We start from the raw sequence: 18,239 nt of genomic DNA, 5'->3' as shown, positions 1-18,239 counted from the left end.
GGCGCGAGACCGGGGCCCTTCTTGTACACAAGAACCGTCAGATCGTCGCCGTGTCGATCACGAACCGGTACCGCACATCGCTGTTGACCACGCGCTCGTACGCGTCGTTGATCTCGGAGGCGGCGATCAGCTCGATCTCGGCGCCGATGCCGTGCTCGGCGCAGAAGTCCAGCATCTCCTGGGTCTCGGCGATGCCGCCGATCGCCGAACCGGCGAGGGTCTTGCTGCCGCCGATGAGGGAGAAGAGGTTCAGGGCGATCGGCTCCTCGGGGGCGCCGACGTTCACCAGGGCGCCGTTCGCCTTGAGCAGGCTCAGGTAGGCGCCGAAGTCGAGCGGCGCCGAGACCGTGGAGAGGATGAGGTCGAAGGAGCCGGCCAGCTCCTTGAAGGTGGTCTCGTCGCTGGTGGCGTAGTAGTGGTCGGCGCCCAGCTTGAGGCCGTCGTCCTTCTTGCGCAGGGACTGGGACAGGACGGTGACCTCGGCGCCCAGCGCGTGCGCGATCTTGACGCCCATGTGGCCGAGACCGCCCAGGCCGATCACGGCGACCTTCTTGCCGGGGGCGGCGCCCCAGCGCTTGAGCGGGGAGTAGGTGGTGATGCCGGCGCACAGCAGCGGCGCGGCCTCGTCGAGGGCCAGGCCCTCGGGGATGCGGACGACGAAGTTCTCGTCGACGACAACCTTCTCGGAGTAGCCGCCGTAGGTGGGCTCGCCGTCCTTGCCGACGGCGTTGTACGTGCCGACGTTGCCGTTGGTGCAGTGCTGCTCCAGGCCGGCCTTGCAGTTGTCGCACTCACGGCAGGAGTCGACCATGCAGCCGACGCCCACGCGGTCGCCGACCTTGTACTTGGTGACACCGGGGCCGACCTCGGAGACGATGCCCGCGATCTCGTGGCCCGGGACCATCGGGAAGATGGCCTCGCCCCAGCCCTCACGGGCCTGGTGGATGTCGGAGTGGCAGATGCCCGCGAACTTGATGTCGATCAGCACGTCGTGCTCGCGGACCGCACGGCGCTCGATGGTGGTGCGCTCCAGGGGTGCCTTGGCGGCGGGTGCGGCGTATGCGGCGACAGTGGTCATGCCGGTTGTTCTCCTAGCGGGGGTCCGTGCCCGGCTGCCTTCTGTCTGTCCATCCGTCCGGGCACGATCACCAGGGTGCCCCATGAATCGGGATCCACCCAGGCCACGGCTCTGCGTACGTCCGCCGGTCCTACTACTGGCGGGGACAGGATGCTGTGCGTACGACCGTGAATACTTGACGTATGGACGACATGGCCGAGGAACACCCCGGAAGCGGCTCACTGGACCGGCGTGCCGAGCTCAGCGAGTTCCTGCGCACCCGGCGGGCTCGGCTGAAGCCGGAGGACGTGGGGCTGCCGGACTTCGGGCGGCACCGCAGGGTGCCCGGGCTGCGGCGCGAGGAGCTGGCGCAGCTGGCGGGCGTCTCCGTGGCGTATTACACACGCCTGGAGCAGGGCAACGGGCGCAACGTCTCGGCAGAGGTCCTCGACGCGATCGCCCGCGCGCTGCGGCTGTCCGACGCCGAGCACGCGCATCTCATGCACCTCGCGAAGCCGAAGCAGCACAAGAAGAGGGCGACCGCGCGGACCGAGCAGGTGCGGGGCGCGGTGCGGCAGCTGCTGGACTCGATGGAGGTCCCGGCGTACGTCTCGGGGCGGCGTTCGGACATCCTCGCCTGGAACCGGATGGCGGCGGCGGTCTTCGGGGACTGGTCGGAGCTGCCGGCACAGGAGCGGAACTGGGCCCGGCTGGTGTTCCTGAGGCCGGAGTACCGGGACCTGTTCGTGGAGTGGGACCAGAAGGCGTGCGACATGGTCAGCTACCTGCGGATGAACGCGGGCTGCCATCCCGACGACCCGGGCCTGGCGGCCCTGGTGGGGGAACTCTCCGTCAAGAGCGAGGAGTTCAGGCGCCTGTGGGCCAGGCACGACGTCAAGGAGAAGAACTACGGCGTCAAGCGCCTGCGTCACCCCCTGGTCGGCGAGCTCACCCTGCACTTCGAGTCGTTCCCGCTGTCCGACGGCACCGAACAGTCCCTGATCACCTACCACGCGGAACCGGGCTCCCCGTCCGCCGAGGCACTGCGGCTGCTGTCCAGCTGGGGGGCGGACGCGTTCCACGCACGCCCTCAGGCCTGATACGGCCGTGCCGCCCCCCAGTTCCACTTCGGCACCGGCTGCTCGGCGGGCGGCTTCGCGTCCGGCCCCGAGAAGTACACCGCGAGCCTCGTCCCCCACTCCACGTAGGCCAGGAACGCCGAGCGGAACTCCGCGTCCGTCGGCAGGCCCGCCTCGTCGGCCGCGTCCTGGATGAGGTTCACCCAGCGGCGGCGCTGCGGCTCGGTGATGCCGCGCCCCATGTGCTTGGCGACCATGTGGCCGTGCCCGCCCTGGGTCTCGGAGTAGGTGGACGGGCCGCCGAAGACCTCCGCGAGCCACAGGGCGACATGCTCGGCGTGCTCGGGGGCGAGGCCCGCGAACACCGGGGCCAGGAGGTCGTCGGCGAGAACCTTCTCGTAGAACACCGTGGTCAGCCGGGCGAAGGCCTCCGCGCCGCCCGCCCACGCGAACAGGGTGGGCTCCGAGGCACCCCTGCCCCGTACCGTCGTCGGCTTGTAGTGCCGCATCTCCTCGATGTTCCCGACGTACGGCCGGATCTCGGCGAGGAAGTCCGGGAACAGCTCCGACGTGCGGAAGCCCTCCAGATGGTCCTCGGTGGAGGTCCAGGTGATGCGCAGGACGTAGTGCTCGAAGTCCTCCTCGCAGCGCGCCAGTTCGTAGTCGACGCACTGCGGGGCGGCCGCCAGCTGCTTCGCGGCGTGGGTGTAGGCGGACAGGAACTCCGCCGAGCGGTCTTCCGGGATGCGGTAGCGGATGTACTCGACGGTCTCTGTGGTCATGGCCTCACACAAACACGGACGCCCGCCGGAGGCTGCCCCTCCGACACGGCGTTCGCTGTGGGCTCAGCAGGGGGCTCGGTTCCGACGGGCGATCGTCCTGGCCAGAGGCCGCACGCCATGTCGGCAGTGACCTCGACGCGCTTCCCCGTCGCCGCTGCTGCAGTCGGTCCGTTTGCTTGCCATTTCGGAAGAATCGCAGATGCAGGGCAAACTACCCCGAGAAGCGTGTCATCGAAGCAGCTTTCCTCTGCTATGGGAACACTCGCCACGGCCTGCCGACTTGACATATGAAAAACTAACCGGCGGCGGCGCCGTAACGAATTGCGAGCCCGCAGCACCGGCCAGAAGAGAGGGAGTGGCCGAGCAACTTCCACCAGGGCACGCGCTTTCCCCTGAGCGAACCTGAGCATCACAAATGGAGCGGTAACTTCCTCGGCTAAAAATCAGCCACACAAGGCACATGCGCACTCGCCGATACGAATTGCTCACACCCCGTACACACAAACGAATTTGGTGCACAGTCAGCTCTGCGGCCCCAAGACGATTCGGCCAAGCTTCGCGATCTTCTTGCTCCCGATCAACCTGCCGCGTAACTTCCTTGCGAGCCCGGCGCTCGGCCGGGATGCGGACACCCCTCCCTCGCACACGGTTTCCAGGCCATCAAGTGCGTTGAAGGGTGCCCGCATCGTCTTACCCGAAAGGTCATGTTAATGACTCGCAAGCAGATCCGCATAGGTGTGGCAACCGCCCTCGTGGCTGTGACAGTCGGCGTGGTCGCTCCCAGCGCCATGGCTGCAGAGGGCCACACCACGGCGCCTCGCTCCATCTCGGCAAGTCTCGTCGCCGCCGAGGCCGAGCCCACCAACCACGCCGAGTTCGTCAGCTACCTCAATTCCGCTGAGGGACAGGCTCTCCTCGCCGAAGCCGAGCTGACCAGCGCCGAACGCGAAGCGCTCTACTCCAGCGACGCGACGACCGACGCCGTGGTCCAGAGCAGACTGTCGGGCATCATCAAGCTCCTCAAGAAGGTCAGGGGCTGGGCCGCCGCCGCGAAGGCCAACTACACCAAGTTCAAGGAGTGGTACAACGACAAGGTTCCTTCGGCGATCCGCTGGATCATCCGCTGGGGCTACGACCTCTACACGATCTACACGATCCTCAAGGCTGCCGCGTCGTAGTCGGAACCTGAGTGGTGGCTGCCCAATGTTCGACCATCGGGCGGCCACCACCCCGAACACCTCTTGGGAAACTCATGTTCACGATGCGCCATGAAGGCAAAGACACCAGCACCTACGTCGGCACGCTCGACTGGCTTGTCGCTGGCGTTCTCTTCGCCATCCCGGTCTTCCTCGACCATGCCTTCGGAGCCAGAGGCTGGACCGCCTTCGTCAGCTGGCCCATCTGGATCCTGGCTCTCGGACTTCTGCTGCTCCACTGGTCGACAGCACTGCGCCCGTTGCGCGGCAGAGAGGTGGAGGTCTGGGGTTGGTGGGCCGCTGCCCTGGCCCACGTCATCGCCGCATGGCACGTCATCGCCGTCATCAAGGATGTGCAATGAATCGAATCGCAGCGGCGTGCGTCACGGCCGCCTATCTGGCAGCGAGCTTCCTGATCTCTTCGGCTGTCCCTGCTTCTGCTCAGTCCAGTAGCATTACCTGCACCAAGATGCCCATCCCGCCCATGATCTACGGCGCATTCAACAAGTGCACGGACAGCGCGAATGAAACAACGCGCTATTACGGAACTGTCAGCGCGGCAAACGGGGCCGCCATCATCCGGTTCCCGGGTTGGGCGCCGGACGTCCTCGTGTGCTTGGACACGAAGTTCGATACCGGTTACAGGCCGGGCTCCCCCGCCGTCGCATTCTCCAGCGTAGGGGCAAGCGCCTGCAGGTAGTTCAGTCCAGCGCCACCCGCAACGAGGGGGCCTGCCGGAAGTCACGCTCCGGCAGGCCCCCTCAACTACGAACTACTTCGCGTAGTACGCGTTGTAGATCGAGATCGTCGACTTGTTGCCCTTCTTGTCGGCGATCTTGGCGTGGAAGGAGATGGCCTTCCCCTTCGCCGGGTTCTTCACGGTGATCTTGCCGCCCGAGACCGTGACCTTCTTCCAGGTCTGGCCGTAGTCGTAGGACACGTACACCGCCAGGGACTTCAGGTTGGAGCCCTTGGCGGAGCCCTCGACGGTCACCGGGATCTTGACCGTCTTACCGGCCTCGACGCGGTTGTCCAGGCCCGTCTTCGCGTTGAAGCGGACCATGGAGGCCGGGAGGGTGGCCACGTTGCCGGCGGACGGCTTCTTCGACTTGAACTCCCAGCTCGCGTCAATGCGGGTGGAGGCCGCCGCGACCTTGACGCTGCGCTTGACCGAGGTGGTCAGCTTGTACGCCGCCTCGCCCGACGGGACGGTGAACGCCTTGGCGCCGAAGAGCGGGTCGTCGTTCGTGCCCACCTTGGTGCCGTTGCGGTAGAGGCTGGTGCTGACCGCGGTGAAGTCCGAGGAACCGGCGTGCCCGGCGCCGTCGGAGAACAGCGGCACGTATCCGTAGATGCTGTTGCCCTCACGGAAGAGGCCGTAATACGCGTTCAGATGCGGGCCGAAGACCGCCGTGTTGAAGGTCTTCGTGTACTTCTGGCCCGCCTTGAAGGTCTGCGGGTCACCCAGCGTGTAGTAGGCCTCCGAGATCGGGAAGCCGTCCGCGTCCTTGCCCTTGTACTGGGAGAAGTCGAACGACCACTGGATCTTGTCCGCCGTCGACAGGTACAGCGTCCGGGAACCAGGCAGCTTCTGCTCCACCGCCGTACCGAAGGTGAAGTCATTGGGGAAGAAGCCTACCGGAGAGAGCGACCCGGTCTTGCCGGCCGCGCCAGAACCCAGGTTGTTCTTCACCGTGGCGAGCTCGCTCGCCTTGAAGTGGCGGACCTTGTCGCCCTGGAGCTTCTTGACGTCGGCGCTGGTGGCCACGTCGTACTCGGCGTTCGCACCCTTCGTCCACTGGCCGCTCCAGGTCTGGTGCAGGCCGGAGACCTCACCGCCCAGGGGCGCCACGCGTAGGTCGTCGAAGGACTGGAGTCCGACGCCGAAGCCGATCCCGGCCGTGTCGTACATGTAGCTGATCATGCCGAGCTGCTGCTTGGCCTGCGAGTCCGGGACGGTGATGTCCGACGCCTTCGTCTTGCGGGCGTCGATCGTCACCGAGGTGTTCTTGGTGACGCTCAGCTTCGGCTGGACCAGCCAGTCCAGGCCGCCCTCGAAGTTCACGAAGTCCTTCGCGATCCAGGCGTCCAGGAGGTAGTTGCCCTTGGGAACCCGCATCGTCGTCGTACCGGAGTCCGAGATGGTGACCTGGTAGCCACGGCCCTCGGCCAGGCCCGAGAAGCCGAACAGGATGGTGTTGTAGTCGGCGGTCGGCTGCCCGTCACGGCCGATGTGCTTGATCGTGACGTCGTACGACTCGACCTCGCGCTGCACCGCGGCCGCCGTGCGGATGGTCTGGCCGCCGCCCGTCGCGGTCACGTACGCCGAGTACGCGCCGTCGAGCGTGCCGCCCAGCTTGGTGTTGACGGTGACGTCGACAGAGGCCGTGCCGCCGTTCGCCGGGACCGTCACCGTGGTGGCGCCCAGCTTGAAGAAGCCGGCCGGAGCGGCCTGTCCCTTCGGGTTGGTGGCCGTCGACGTCAGCTTCAGCGTGACGTCCTTCGTACCGAGGTTGCGGTACGTCACCTTCTTGGTGTCCGGCTTGTCGTCGGTGTGCGGCCACTGCTGCGTGCCGAAGCTCACCGACACCGGGTCGGCGATCACGGTCTGCTTGATGGCCTTGTCGACCTGGATACGGCCCGAACCCTGCTGGAACGGGTTGTACTTGCCGCCCTTCGTGGAGCCCGTGAGGGCGCCCTTCAGCTCGGCGTACTTCCAGTCCGGGTGCTCCTGCTTGAGGATGGCCGCGGCACCCGCGACATGCGGGGTGGCCATCGACGTACCGGAGATGGTGAGGTAGCCGGCCGGGTTCTCGCCGACCTCCTGGTCGATGACGCTGCCCTTGGCGGCGGCCGCGGTGATGTCCACGCCGGGCGCGGTGACGTCGGGCTTGATCGCACCGTCGCCGGCCCGCGGGCCGGTGCTGGAGAACTCGGCCAGCGCGTCCTTGTCGTCGACCGCGCCGACCGTGAGCGCGGCGTCCGCGCTGCCCGGCGAACCGATCGACTCCGGACCGGAGTTGCCCGCAGCGATGGCGAAGAGGATGCCCTTCTCGGCGGAGAGCTTGTTGACCTCCGCCTCCAACGGGTCGATCTCCGGAGTGTCCTGGCCGCCGAGGCTGAGGTTGACGACGTCGGCGCCCTGCGCAGCCGCCCACTCCATGCCGGCGAGGATGCCGGAGTCGTCACCGAAGCCGTTGTCGTCGAGGACCTTGCCATTGAGGATCTTGGCGCCGGGTGCGACCCCCTTGTACTTGCCGTTCGACTTGGCGCCGGTGCCCGCCGCGATGGACGCGACGTGCGTGCCGTGACCGAAGTGGTCGGTGGCGTCGGCCGCGGTGGAGAAGTTCTTGGACTCGATCACCTGGCTCTTTAGGTCCGGGTGGGTCGTGTCGACACCGGTGTCCAGTACGGCGATCTTGACACCCTTGCCGTCGTAGCCGGCCGCCCATGCCTTGGGGGCGCCGATCTGCGGTACGGACTTGTCGAGGCTCGCCTTGCGAGTTCCGTCGAGCCAGACGTGGGCGATGCCGGAAGCGGTCCTGTCACCGTTGGTGACCGCGTCCCAGAGCTCGGGCGTCTCCTTCTGCGGCGTCTGTACGGCGTCCGCGTTGAGCGTCGTCAGGGTCCGCCGCAGGGTGCCTGCATCCCGGACGTCGGCCTTGGCGGCCGTGGCGGCGCCCTGGTAGCCGACGATGACCTTCAGTCCCTTGGCCTGGGACTTGCGGGTGGCGGCCTTGTTGAGCTCGGTGATGTCGAACAGCCGCTGATCGAGCTTGCCGCTCGCGACCAGACGGACCGCGTCCGCCGGCGTCACGAGCGTGTGCCCGTCGGCCTTCCGGATCTGGACGGGTATGTGCTCGCGCCCCTTGGCCCGCTCCAGACCGATGACCCGGCCCTTGGCATCCACGACGACACGGTCACCGGTGATCAGGGTGATGCGGTGCTTGGGCGTGAGCTGCGCCTTGTTGGGCTGGGCGACGCTCGCCGTCTGCTGCGCGTCCGCCGACGCCGGGCTGGTCATGCCCGCCGCCAGCGCTACCGCGGCCGCCGTGGCGATCGTGGCCGCGCATGCCTTTTTCACTTGTCTGCGCAAGATTCCCCCTTGCAGAAGAACCAGGTGAATTCCCCGTTCACCCGGCCAGGGGGCAGATCGCACGCCTATGCGTGCACCCCCCGGTGCTCGAAGTATGCCGAGGGGTGATCACGACCTCAAGAGACAGGCAGCTGACAGCAAAGTCTGTTACAAGACTGCCGGGTTCAGGGCCTGTTGGCTTCAGGGGGCGGCGTTCTCCTTCACCGTGATCCTGCCCTTCCGGATGGTGGCGAGGCGCGGGGCCTTCTTCGCGATGGCGGAGTCGTGGGTGACCATGATGAAGGTCAACCCCAGCTCCTTCCACATGCGTTCGAGTGCGTCCATGATCTCGTCGCGCATCGACTCGTCGAGGTTGCCGGTGGGCTCGTCGGCGAGGAGCACCTTCGGCTGCTTGACGAGGGCGCGGGCGATGGCGACACGCTGCTGCTGTCCGCCGGACATCTCGGCCGGCAGATGCGAGAGCCGCTCCCCGAGACCGACGGAGGCGAGGGCCTCGGCCGCCCGTTGCCTCCTCTCCTTCGCCTTCACACCGAGGGGTACGAGGGCGGTCTCGACGTTCTCCTGGGCGGTGAGCGTGGGGATCAGGTTGAAGGACTGGAAGACGAAGCCGATGTTCTCACTGCGGACCTTGGTGAGCCTGGCCTCGGAGAGCTTGGCCAAGTCGGTCCCGTCCAGCACGACTTCGCCCTCCGTGGGCTTGTCGAGCCCGCCGAGCATCTGGAGGAGGGTGGACTTGCCGCCGCCGGTGGGGCCCTGGATGACGAGCCGGTCCCCGTCGGCGATGGTGAGGTCGACTCCGGCGAGCGCGTCGACGGTGTCCTTGCCTCGGGAGTAGCGCTTGGTGACGCTTTTGAGTTCGTACATGGTGAGCTCCTGGGGTGGTGGGGTTCGGGGTGGTGCGAGTCGTTGTCGGCTGCGGGGCGGTGGGGGCTGGTCGCGCCCGCGCGGCGGTAGCCGCAGATCGGATGCAGCCCCGCGCCCCACGTGGCCTCTTAGGGGCGCGGGGAACTGCGCGACCAGCCACGGCGCTCCCGCACCCGCAAGCCCACAAGGCGAGGCACATCCATAGGCGCACCGGCACCGCAGCGGCCCCCGCTACTCGACTCGCCGCAACGCGTCCGCCGGCCGCAACCGAGACGCCCGCCAGCCGCCGAACGCCCCGGCGATGAGACCACCGGCAACCGCCAGAGCCACTGCGACCGCCACCGTCGTAACGCTGACCGGGGCCGTCAGTGCGACGTCCAGCGTCTTCGCGGCCGCCTGCCGACGAAAACCGCCGAAGCCACCTCCGCCGCCGGGACCACCCGCACCACCGCCACCCAACTGCGCCTGCAGCGTGGGACTGACGGCCGTCACGACGTACGCCCCCGCGAGCCCGAGCGCGATCCCCAGCGCCCCACCGAGCAGCCCGTTCACCATCGCCTCACCGACGACCTGCCGGGTCACCCGCCCCGACTTCCACCCCAGCGCCTTGAGCGTGCCGAACTCCCGCACCCGCCGCGAGACGGCGGACGAGGTCAGCAACCCGGCGACAAGGAACGCGGCGATCAGCACGGCGACGGACAGCCACTTGCCGACGTTGGTCGCGAGCGAGGACGCCGTCGACAGCGACCCCGACACCGTGTCCGCGAGATCCGCCGAGGTCGTCACCGTCGTACCCGAGATGTTCTTCTGGATCGTCGACTTGACGGAGTCGATCTTCTTCGAGTCGGTCGCCTTGACGTAGATCGTGGTGACCTTGTTCTTGGAGTCGCTGAGCGTCTGCGCCTGCGTGAGCGGGATGTAGACGTTGGCGGCCGCGTCCCCGCTGTCCGCCGTGGCGATGCCGATCACCTTGAACTTGACGTTCTTGATGGTGACGGTGGAACCGACCTTGAGCTTCTTCTCCTTGGCGTACGCGGAGTCCAGCACGGCGACCTTGGCGTTGGTCTCGGTCGACGTGAACGTACGGCCGCTGGTGAGCTTGGAGGAGGTCAGCGGGCCGAGGGCCGGCTTGGTGACGTCCGTGCCGTAGACGGAGTAGTTGTTGACGTCGAAGTCGGCGCCCCCGCCCCGCACTTCACCCTGAGGCCGGTCGGTGGAGCCGCCGTTCCGGCCGAAGCCGCCTTCACCGCCCCCGTTGCCGTTCTGCTGGAACTCGCCGCGAGTGAACTGGCCGTTGATCTTGATGACCTGCAGGCTCAGCCCGCCGACCGCGTCGGAGACACCGGTCTGCTGGTCGACCTTGGTGACGGTCGAGGTGGACAGGGTCTCGAAGCCCTGCACCATCACCCGGTCACTGCTCTGCTGAGCGTTCGAGCCGCTGTCCTGCGCGTCGAACCGGAAGCGCGGCCGGTCGGACGAACCGGCCTGCGGCTGGGCCGCCTTGGTGACGGTCATGTCGGTGCCCAGCCCGTACAGCGACTGGAGGACCTTGTCCTGGGCCTTCCCCATGCCGGACGACACGGAGCTGACCACGATGACCAGCGCGATCCCGAGCGCGAGCCCGGAGGCGACGACGAGGGCCGCCTTTCTGCGGCGGCGCAGTTCGCGCCTCAGGTAGGTGAAGAACATGGCCGCAAGCTAGGTACGGCGCGTGATGACTCCATAAGCCGCCTATAAGAGCTGCATGAGAAGGCTGTCCGGGAGTCGGCAAGCACCCCGGACGAGCCTGTCAGAAACGCACGACCCCATGCCGGCTACGGCATGGTCACCTCCACCACGGTGCCCTCCAGGGCGGCATCCGCGGCGGGCGGCAGGTCGACGACGGTCTGCGTGAAGAGAAGATGGACGCGAGGGTCCACCACCTCTGCCAGTGCGTCCGGTCCGCGGAAGAGTCCGCGCAGCAGCCAGCCCGGTCCGTCACAGCCGAGGAACCGGGTGGGCAGGAGCTCCCGGTGTCCGTCCCAGGTGACGGGGATCGTCGCGCGGAGCTCCGGTCCGAGGGTGCTCTGACTCTCCGTCACCGTGCCGCCCCTTGTCAGCGTCGCGCTTTCCAGTTGCGGACGCACGGTGTCCCACATCGGTCCCCGAGGCGCGCGAAACACCTGCAGCCACAGGTCGTGGCCTGCAAAGTCGACGACGATGCCGACCGTGTGATCGCCTTCGTGGAGAGGACGCTCCCGGGCACCGCTGAGCCGCGGCACTTTCAGGACGCCGCAGTCGATCCGCTCTGTGTCTGCGGGCACGGGATTCTCGGCCGCGTCCCAAGGGCCGTTCTCGCCGTCCCGCACACGGGGCCGGGTCACCTCGCCGGATCCGACGATCTCGGACCCGAGGCTCTCGGCCTCGGTGAGGAGCGCGGCAAGGGCGTTCGGCGGAGTACCGGGGCGGCTCACATACGCCTGTATCACGGCAATCATGTCGTCCCAGCGGAACGCGCCGCTCTGCTCGGCGAGGGCGAGTCCCTCGAGCCCGTCGCGCAGCATCGCCGTCAGTACCCTCACGCCGGGCACGGCGATCGCCTCCACGAGTGTCGGATCCTCGGCGTCGATGAGTACAACGGCCCCGATGAGGAGCAGTCCCGGCGTCACTCGGTCCCAGACCCCGAACTCAGCCACCCGCAGACTCTGCGCAGAAACGGCCCCGTCACTGCCGTATTCCTCGATGATCGCCCTGGTGAGCGCGTGGACCTCGCTCATTCGCCGCCTGCCGCTCTCCTTCTCGCCCACTTCGCCAGCCTCGCTTGAGGCCTTCGGCACCGACCGTGAGCACGACGGCCACCGTGGTCGCCGCGTCCGCCGAGGGCGCTGCCTGCGTGAAGTTGTCATGGATGTTGCCCGCGACAGTACCCGCTTCCTCGACGGTGCCCCGGGTGACTGGTGTCTTGCCCGGTACGACGCCGGCGACCACGTCAATCTGACGTAGCGAACCCGCGGAGGAAACACGGAAGGCGGTCACCCCCGCAGGGTGACCGCCTTCTCGCGTCAGTGGAGGGTGGCGTCCGTCAGACCGCCGACCCCGCCTTCCAGTCCGCCCAGCTGAGGTTCCAGCCGTTGAGCCCGTTGTCCGGGGCCACCGTCCTGTCGCCGGTGTTCTTGACGACCACCACGTCGCCGATCATCGAGTTGGTGTAGAACCAGTAGCCCGCCGTGCCGGTGTCGTTGGCGCCCTTGGTGTCGGAGAGGCCGACGCAGCCGTGGCTGGTGTTGACGTTGCCGAAGACGGACTTGGCGCCCCAGTAGTTGCCGTGCACGAAGGTGCCGGAGTTCGTCAGACGGATGGCGTGCGGCACGTCCTTGATGTCGTACTCGCCCTTGCCGTCGTCGTCGGTGAAGCCCACGGTCGCGCCGTTCATGCGCGTCTCCTTGAACTTCTCGGACATCACCATGATGCCTTCGTACGTCTTGTTCTCCGGCGAACCGGCCGAGATCGGGATGGTCTTGATCGTGGCGCCGTTGTGCGTGATCTTCATCTGCTTGGTCTTCGCGTCGACGTACGAGACCTGGTTGCGGCCGATCTTGAAGGTGACCGTCTTCTGCTGGACGCCGTAGACCCCGGAGGCGCCCTCGACACCGTCGAGCGCGAGCTTCAGCGTGACGGTGGAGTTCTCCTTCCAGTAGTCCTCGGGGCGGAAGTCGATGCGGTTGGCGTTGAACCAGTGGCCGACGACCTCCTGACCGCTGCTGGAGGAGACGGTGATGCCCTTCTGGACGGCCGCCTTGTTGGTGATCGCCTTGTCGAAGTTGATCGACACCGGCATGCCAACGCCGACGGTCGAGCCGTCCTCCGGCGTGAAGTTGCCTATGAAGCTGTTGGCCGGGGAGACCGTCGTGAACGAGGCGTTCTCGTGGGCGACGAGCCCGTCGGTGTCCTTGGCCTCAGCGGCGACCTTGTAGGTCGTGGACCGCTCCAGCTGCGCGTCGGGCTTCCAGCTGGTCTTGTCGGCGGACAGCTCGCCGGCGACCTTGGTGCCGTCGGTGGTCGTCATCGTCACGTCGGTGAGCGTGCCCTTGCTCACGGTGACGGCGGCGGAGTTGTTGATGGAGGCGTTGTCCGTGCCGTCCTTGGGTGTGATCTTGATCTCGGCCGCGGAACTCTTCTTCGCCGCCGCCTCGTCGGCCTTGGCCTGCGAGGTGTCGCCGCTGTTCGAGGAGGTGTCGTCGCCGCCGCTCGAACACGCCGAGAGCACCAGCACACCGCCGAGCAGAGCGGACGCGACCGTGAGGCCCCTGCGCCGCTTACTGACCGTCATCACACGCTTCTCCATCGTTGCCGAATCCCCAGATTCACCAGAAACCCCGAGAGTCCCCGTCAATAAAAACTAAACGCTACGACCGGTTCGTCCCGTTCCACCTTCTGAGAAGGTGTGGGGCACACCACGTTCGCCGTGGCGGAGGGTGTGTCTGTCGGTCCGTGCGACCCCTGAGACGACGAAACCCCGGACGGCGGTTGCCACCCGGGGTCACGATTTCCCCAAGCGTGCTCAGCCGACGGCCTCTTCTTCCTCGTCCTCCGCGACATCATCCTCGTCGAGGTCCCAGTCCGGCGAATCAGGGTCGTAGTCGATCTGCTCGCTGCTCCAGGATGCCTGCGCGAGTTCGACCCCCGGCACCTCTCCGACCACGTCGAACGGGTCCACGAGGTAGGCGAGGGCCTCCGCCGTGTCTTCCGTCACAGCGCTCTCGGCGTGCGTCCGCTCGTCGGCCGGCATGTCCGGATCGTCGGCGATCCGCGCGAGGGCCGCCCGGGTCACGGCCTCCTGGTCGTCGACCTCGACGACAAGTTCCACCCGAAGCCGTACAAAACGTGATGTCTCTTCAGTGCTCATGCCCGGAGCGTAAAGCCCATCGCTCCCGTGACTTTCCCGTGACCCGCGCCTTTCACTAACATCGCCCCACACGGCCAATTCGCCAGCACCACAAGGGGATCGATATTCCGTGTCATCCGTTCGTCGTCCGTTGCTGACCGCCACCGCCGCGGGGACCCTTCTGGGTGCCCTGTGGTTCGTCCCGTCCGCCAACGCGACCCAGGACCAGCCGGCGAGAACAGAGCCGTCCGTGCAGGCCACGGCACAGGCGCGGGTCACGACCTCGAGCGCGGAGACGTCCACGGACAGCGTCCGGCTCGCCGACACCGGCAGCTTCGACACCACCCCGTACGTCGTCGGCGGCACCCTCTTCCTCACGCTGGGTGCGGGCTTCGTCGTCTATTCGGTGCGGCGGGAACGGCTGGGGTTTTAAACGGGCTTGACGTGCTCTTGACGCAAGCTTCATAGTCCGCGCATGAAGAGATCATCGACGGCGCGCACAGGTGTCACAGCGGCGGTGGGCGTGCTGTCGCTCGCGCTCATCACAGGCTGCGGCGGCGGCTCGGACGACGACGCGAAGGCGTCCAGGAGCCCCCGGCCGTCAGAGGCGTCCGCCTCGCAGGGCACCGCCGCCGCGAAGGCGCTCGGCACGGCCGAGTTGGAGAAGCTGCTGCTCACCCAGAGCGACCTGCCCAGGGACAAGGTCGCCGACGGCGACGCCACCCTGCCGAAGTCCCGGAGCGAGCTGAAGACGGACAAGGCCGCGTGCGCCCCCCTCGCCTACGCCCTGACCGGCCTGCCCCCGGGCGACACGGACGCGGGCGCGAGCAACACCGTCACCTCGGAGGAGCGGCTCGAGAACTCCTTCGAGGTCACCATGACCACCGTGGGTCTCTCGTCGTACGAGGGCGACGGCGCGGAGAAGGCCCTCGCGTCCGTCTCCTCGGGGATCGCCGCCTGCTCCGGCGGGTTCGGCATCACGGCCCAGGGCGAGCAGTTGAAGATCACCAAGGTCGCCGCGGGCAAGGCCTCCGGCAAGGGTGACGAGTCGGTGGCCTTCGTCCTGGACGCCGACATGGACGGCGAGGGCACGGGCGCCTTCACCGTCGAGGTGGTGCGCGTCGGCACCATCGTCTCCACGTACTACTCGGTGGACTTCGCCTCGATCGAGAGCGGCAAGACGTCCGCCGTCCCGCTCGCCGTGATCGACGCCCAGGTGGGCAAGCTCAAGTAGCGCCCCGGGCCCCGCCGTCGGCGTACGGCGGGGCCCGTTCCCCTTACCGCAACGGGCCGGTGACCGTCTCCACCGCCTCGACCAGCCGCCCCTCCCGCACGAACACGTCGGCCGCCGCGAGGTCGGGCGCCAGGAACCGGTCCGGACCGGGACCCTCCACACCCGCCTTGCGTACGGCGGTGATGGCGGCCTGCGTCGCCGGTGCCGGGCTCAGGCCCTCGCGCAACTCGACGGCGCGCGAGGCGGCGTAGAGCTCGACGGCGAGGACCCGGGTGAGGTTGTCGACGGCGGTGCGCAGCTTGCGCGCGGCCGACCAGCCCATCGAGACGTGGTCCTCCTGCATCGCGGACGAGGGAATCGAGTCCGCGGACGCCGGAACGGCCAGTCGCTTCAACTCACTGACCAGCGCGGCCTGGGTGTACTGCGCGATCATCAGCCCGGAGTCGACCCCGGCGTCGTCGGCGAGGAACGGCGGCAGCCCGTGGGACCGGTTCTTGTCGAGCAGCCGGTCGGTGCGCCGCTCGGCGATCGACGCGAGGTCGGCGACGGCGATGGCAAGGAAGTCGAGGACGTAAGCGACGGGCGCGCCATGGAAGTTGCCGTTGGACTCCACCCGACCGTCGGGCAGCACAACGGGGTTGTCGACCGCGGACGCCAACTCCCGCTCCGCCACCAGCCGGGCGTGCGCCATGGTGTCCCGCCCGGCCCCCGCGACCTGCGGGGCGCAGCGCACGGAGTAGGCGTCCTGGACCCGGGGCGCGTCGTCCTGGTGGTGCCCGGTGAGCTCCGAACCCTCCAGCACGGCCAGCATGTTGGCGGCCGAGGCCCCCTGCCCCGGATGCGGCCGGATGGCGTGCAGCTCGGGCGCGAGCACCTTGTCGGTACCGAGCAGTGCCTCAAGGCTCAACGCGGCGGTGATGTCGGCGGACTTGTACAGCATCTCCAGATCGGCGAGGGCCATCACCAGCATCCCGAGCATGCCGTCGGTGCCGTTGAGAAGGGCGAGCCCCTCCTTCTCCCGCAGCTCGACGGGCGCGATCCCGTGCTCGGCGAGCAGCTCACCGGCGGGCCGCACGGTCCCGTCCGGCCCCTCGGCGTCCCCCTCCCCCATCAACGTGAGGGCGCAGTGGGACAGCGGCGCGAGATCACCCGAGCAACCAAGTGACCCGTACTCGTGAACGACGGGCGTGATCCCGGCGTTGAGCACATCGGCCATGGTCTGCGCGACCTCGGGCCGCACACCGGTGTGTCCCGAGCAGACGGTCTTCAGCCGCAGGAACATCAGCGCCCGTACGACCTCCCGCTCCACCCGCGGCCCCATTCCCGCGGCGTGCGAGCGGACGATGTTCCGCTGCAACTGGGCCCGGAGCTCAGGGCTGATGTGCCGGGTCGCGAGGGCGCCGAAGCCGGTGCTGACGCCGTAGACGGGCTCGGGCCTGGCCGCGAGGGCGTCCACGATCCCGCGGGCCGCGGCGAGAGCGGCGAGGGCCTCCTCGGAGAGCTCGATGCGGGCACCGCCACGCGCCACGGCAAGGACGTCGGACGCGGTGACCCCGGACGTCCCCACCACCACAGTGTGCATATCCATATTCAGGAGCGTACGCATTGAATTCCAGGATGTCACTACTGGGTCGGGGTTACGCCCCTTACAAGCAGCGGGCCTCCTCAGGGCTGACGCCCGCGGAACTGCCGCCGCTCGGCCGACGGCCCGGAAGGGGCCGCATCCGCCAGCCGTACGACGGGATCGTCCACCCCGCCCCGCCCCGCGACGACCGGCCTGGCGGCCCGCTCGGCCTTGGCCCGGTACTGCGCGGCGTCGGCGAGCCGGAAGAGCCGCCGGGCGGACCGCACGGGCCCGATGGGATCCGCGGTCGAGGCGACCCCACAGGCCACCCCCTCCCCCAGCTCCAACTCACCGGCCCGGCGGCAGAGTTCATCGGCCGCCCGCACCACCTCGTCGGCGGACGGCCCGACCGCGAGCAGACAGAACTCGTCCCCGCCGAGCCGCGCGGCGAGGGCCCCCGGCAGCATGGCCCCGCACAGCGACAGCACCGACCCGAACCGCTCCAGCAGCCGGTCGCCGACGGCGTGCCCGCGGGTGTCGTTGACCCGCTTGAGCCCGTTGAGATCACACACCACGAGACTGACGACGACACCGTCCCGCTTGTGCCGCTCGACCGCCTCGTCCAGCCGCACATCGACGGCACGACGATTCGCGAGCCCGGTCAGCGCATCGGTGAACGCCAGCCGTCTCGCCTCCTCCAGCCGCTCCGCCTGGGCGATCCCGGCGCCCACGACGGCGGCCAGCACGGTGGCGAAGTCGGCGTCCTCCCGCCCGAACACGGGATCACCGGTGGCCCGGGCCACATACAACTCCCCCCAGGCCCGCCCGTTCAGCACGATCGGGGCGACGACACAACTCCCACGCCCCCTCCTGCGCAGCGCGGCGACCCGCTGATGCACATACCCGGGCTGCACCCCGGCCGCCGGCCCCTCCGCCGTCTCCACCCAGGCGTTGGGCTCCCCGCCCCCGGCCCACCGCTCATGCAGGAACTCGGTGATCTCGGGGAACTGGTGCACGGGATAGGCCTCACCTTCCGGGAACTCCTCCTCACCGGCGGCCCGCTCCCCCACGTTCACCAGCACCCTGAGCCGCCCGAGCTCCCGCTCCCACACGGACAACGCGGCGAAACTCCCCCCGAGCGCACGGCACGCCCCGGCGGCAGCGGCCCGCCACACCTCCCGCGAGCCGTGGGCCGCCGCCATGCCCTGCGCCAACGCGACGACCGCGGCCAGCCGGATGTCCTCACCCATCACTCCAGGCTAGGGAGGATTCGGGTGGGGGCTCGGGTGTGGTTGGGCCGTTCGAGGCGGGGCTGGCGGGAGAGTGCGGCCCGGTGGGGGCTGGTCGCGCAGTTCCCCGCGCCCCTGGGTCGGCCATGTGGACGCTCCTCAAGCCGCGTACGGCGCGCAGGGGACGGGGTGGGGGGTGTCCGCCCGCAGCGGCCGGCGTCCGTTACAGAGCCCCTGTTGCAGGGACCGAGCCGCCGGACCGAGGACGGATACC

At 68.3% G+C, this 18,239-nt stretch carries 16 protein-coding genes; 6 read left to right on the top strand and 10 right to left on the bottom strand.

The window, feature by feature from the left end:
• Positions 1 to 37: 37 nt before the first annotated feature.
• Entirely contained in the window at positions 38 to 1,078 is a 1,041-nt protein-coding gene (locus tag AB0D34_RS44110; RefSeq protein WP_362673090.1) for an NAD(P)-dependent alcohol dehydrogenase, read from the bottom strand.
• A 182-nt stretch (positions 1,079 to 1,260) separates the two neighbouring features.
• Here AB0D34_RS44110 and AB0D34_RS44105 point away from each other — a divergent pair, with 182 nt between their 5' ends.
• Positions 1,261 to 2,157 (top strand): helix-turn-helix transcriptional regulator, encoded by an 897-nt coding sequence (locus tag AB0D34_RS44105; RefSeq protein ID WP_362673088.1) that lies wholly within the window; start codon positions 1,261 to 1,263, stop codon positions 2,155 to 2,157.
• Here AB0D34_RS44105 and AB0D34_RS44100 read toward each other — a convergent pair.
• Positions 2,148 to 2,918, bottom strand: coding sequence for an antibiotic biosynthesis monooxygenase (locus AB0D34_RS44100; RefSeq protein ID WP_362673085.1), 771 nt, complete (start codon positions 2,916 to 2,918; stop codon positions 2,148 to 2,150). The genes AB0D34_RS44105 and AB0D34_RS44100 overlap by 10 nt on opposite strands.
• 710 nt (positions 2,919 to 3,628) lie before the next feature.
• On the opposite strand from AB0D34_RS44100, the gene AB0D34_RS44095 reads away from it, so the two are divergent.
• Positions 3,629 to 4,096, top strand: coding sequence for a hypothetical protein (locus AB0D34_RS44095; RefSeq protein ID WP_362673083.1), 468 nt, complete (start codon positions 3,629 to 3,631; stop codon positions 4,094 to 4,096).
• A gap of 74 nt (positions 4,097 to 4,170) precedes the next feature.
• Complete coding sequence (locus tag AB0D34_RS44090; protein WP_362673081.1) at positions 4,171 to 4,476, top strand: hypothetical protein; 306 nt, start codon at positions 4,171 to 4,173, stop codon at positions 4,474 to 4,476.
• Positions 4,477 to 4,886: 410 nt separating this feature from the next.
• Here the strand turns inward: AB0D34_RS44090 and AB0D34_RS44085 are convergent, their stop codons facing one another.
• The 4 genes from AB0D34_RS44085 to AB0D34_RS44070 all read right to left on the bottom strand — a co-directional run bounded on the left by AB0D34_RS44085 (position 4,887) and on the right by AB0D34_RS44070 (position 11,749).
• Positions 4,887 to 8,210 carry a S8 family peptidase gene (locus AB0D34_RS44085; RefSeq protein ID WP_362673079.1) on the bottom strand — a complete coding sequence of 1,108 codons (3,324 nt, stop codon included), beginning with the start codon at positions 8,208 to 8,210 and terminating at the stop codon, positions 4,887 to 4,889.
• A gap of 180 nt (positions 8,211 to 8,390) precedes the next feature.
• Positions 8,391 to 9,074, bottom strand: a complete 684-nt coding sequence (locus AB0D34_RS44080; RefSeq protein WP_362673076.1) for an ABC transporter ATP-binding protein — start codon at positions 9,072 to 9,074, stop codon at positions 8,391 to 8,393.
• 231 nt (positions 9,075 to 9,305) lie between these two features.
• Positions 9,306 to 10,763, bottom strand: coding sequence for an ABC transporter permease (locus tag AB0D34_RS44075; protein WP_362673073.1), 1,458 nt, complete (start codon positions 10,761 to 10,763; stop codon positions 9,306 to 9,308).
• A 125-nt stretch (positions 10,764 to 10,888) separates the two neighbouring features.
• Positions 10,889 to 11,749: a DUF3710 domain-containing protein gene (locus AB0D34_RS44070; protein WP_362673071.1), complete on the bottom strand. Its 861-nt coding sequence runs from the start codon at positions 11,747 to 11,749 to the stop codon at positions 10,889 to 10,891.
• A gap of 46 nt (positions 11,750 to 11,795) precedes the next feature.
• Between AB0D34_RS44070 and AB0D34_RS44065 the strand changes: the two genes are divergently transcribed.
• A complete protein-coding gene (locus AB0D34_RS44065) occupies positions 11,796 to 12,056 on the top strand; it encodes a hypothetical protein (protein WP_362673068.1) in 261 nt (86 codons plus the stop codon).
• Positions 12,057 to 12,135: 79 nt separating this feature from the next.
• Here the strand turns inward: AB0D34_RS44065 and AB0D34_RS44060 are convergent, their stop codons facing one another.
• Together AB0D34_RS44060 and AB0D34_RS44055 are read right to left on the bottom strand one after the other, a co-directional pair.
• On the bottom strand, positions 12,136 to 13,398 hold the full coding sequence (locus tag AB0D34_RS44060; RefSeq protein WP_362673066.1) for an Ig-like domain-containing protein: 1,263 nt from the start codon (positions 13,396 to 13,398) through the stop codon (positions 12,136 to 12,138).
• A 216-nt stretch (positions 13,399 to 13,614) separates the two neighbouring features.
• The gene (locus AB0D34_RS44055; RefSeq protein ID WP_362673064.1) at positions 13,615 to 13,959 is read right to left on the bottom strand and encodes a hypothetical protein; all 345 of its coding nucleotides are present in this window, start codon (positions 13,957 to 13,959) and stop codon (positions 13,615 to 13,617) included.
• A 130-nt stretch (positions 13,960 to 14,089) separates the two neighbouring features.
• Between AB0D34_RS44055 and AB0D34_RS44050 the strand changes: the two genes are divergently transcribed.
• Positions 14,090 to 14,371 carry an LPXTG cell wall anchor domain-containing protein gene (locus tag AB0D34_RS44050; protein ID WP_362673151.1) on the top strand — a complete coding sequence of 94 codons (282 nt, stop codon included), beginning with the start codon at positions 14,090 to 14,092 and terminating at the stop codon, positions 14,369 to 14,371.
• A 42-nt stretch (positions 14,372 to 14,413) separates the two neighbouring features.
• Positions 14,414 to 15,172: a hypothetical protein gene (locus tag AB0D34_RS44045; RefSeq protein ID WP_362673062.1), complete on the top strand. Its 759-nt coding sequence runs from the start codon at positions 14,414 to 14,416 to the stop codon at positions 15,170 to 15,172.
• Positions 15,173 to 15,215: 43 nt separating this feature from the next.
• Here the strand turns inward: AB0D34_RS44045 and hutH are convergent, their stop codons facing one another.
• Together hutH and AB0D34_RS44035 are read right to left on the bottom strand one after the other, a co-directional pair.
• Entirely contained in the window at positions 15,216 to 16,754 is a 1,539-nt protein-coding gene (hutH, locus tag AB0D34_RS44040) for a histidine ammonia-lyase (RefSeq protein WP_362673148.1), read from the bottom strand.
• 83 nt (positions 16,755 to 16,837) lie between these two features.
• Positions 16,838 to 17,986: a sensor domain-containing diguanylate cyclase gene (locus tag AB0D34_RS44035; protein WP_362673059.1), complete on the bottom strand. Its 1,149-nt coding sequence runs from the start codon at positions 17,984 to 17,986 to the stop codon at positions 16,838 to 16,840.
• Positions 17,987 to 18,239: the final 253 nt, after the last annotated feature.

Origin of the sequence: Streptomyces sp. NPDC048420, from assembly GCF_040651535.1 — a bacterium.
Lineage (GTDB): Bacteria > Actinomycetota > Actinomycetes > Streptomycetales > Streptomycetaceae > Streptomyces.
Note: the sequence above shows the minus strand (reverse complement) of the source record. Positions and strands in the feature narration are given on the sequence as shown.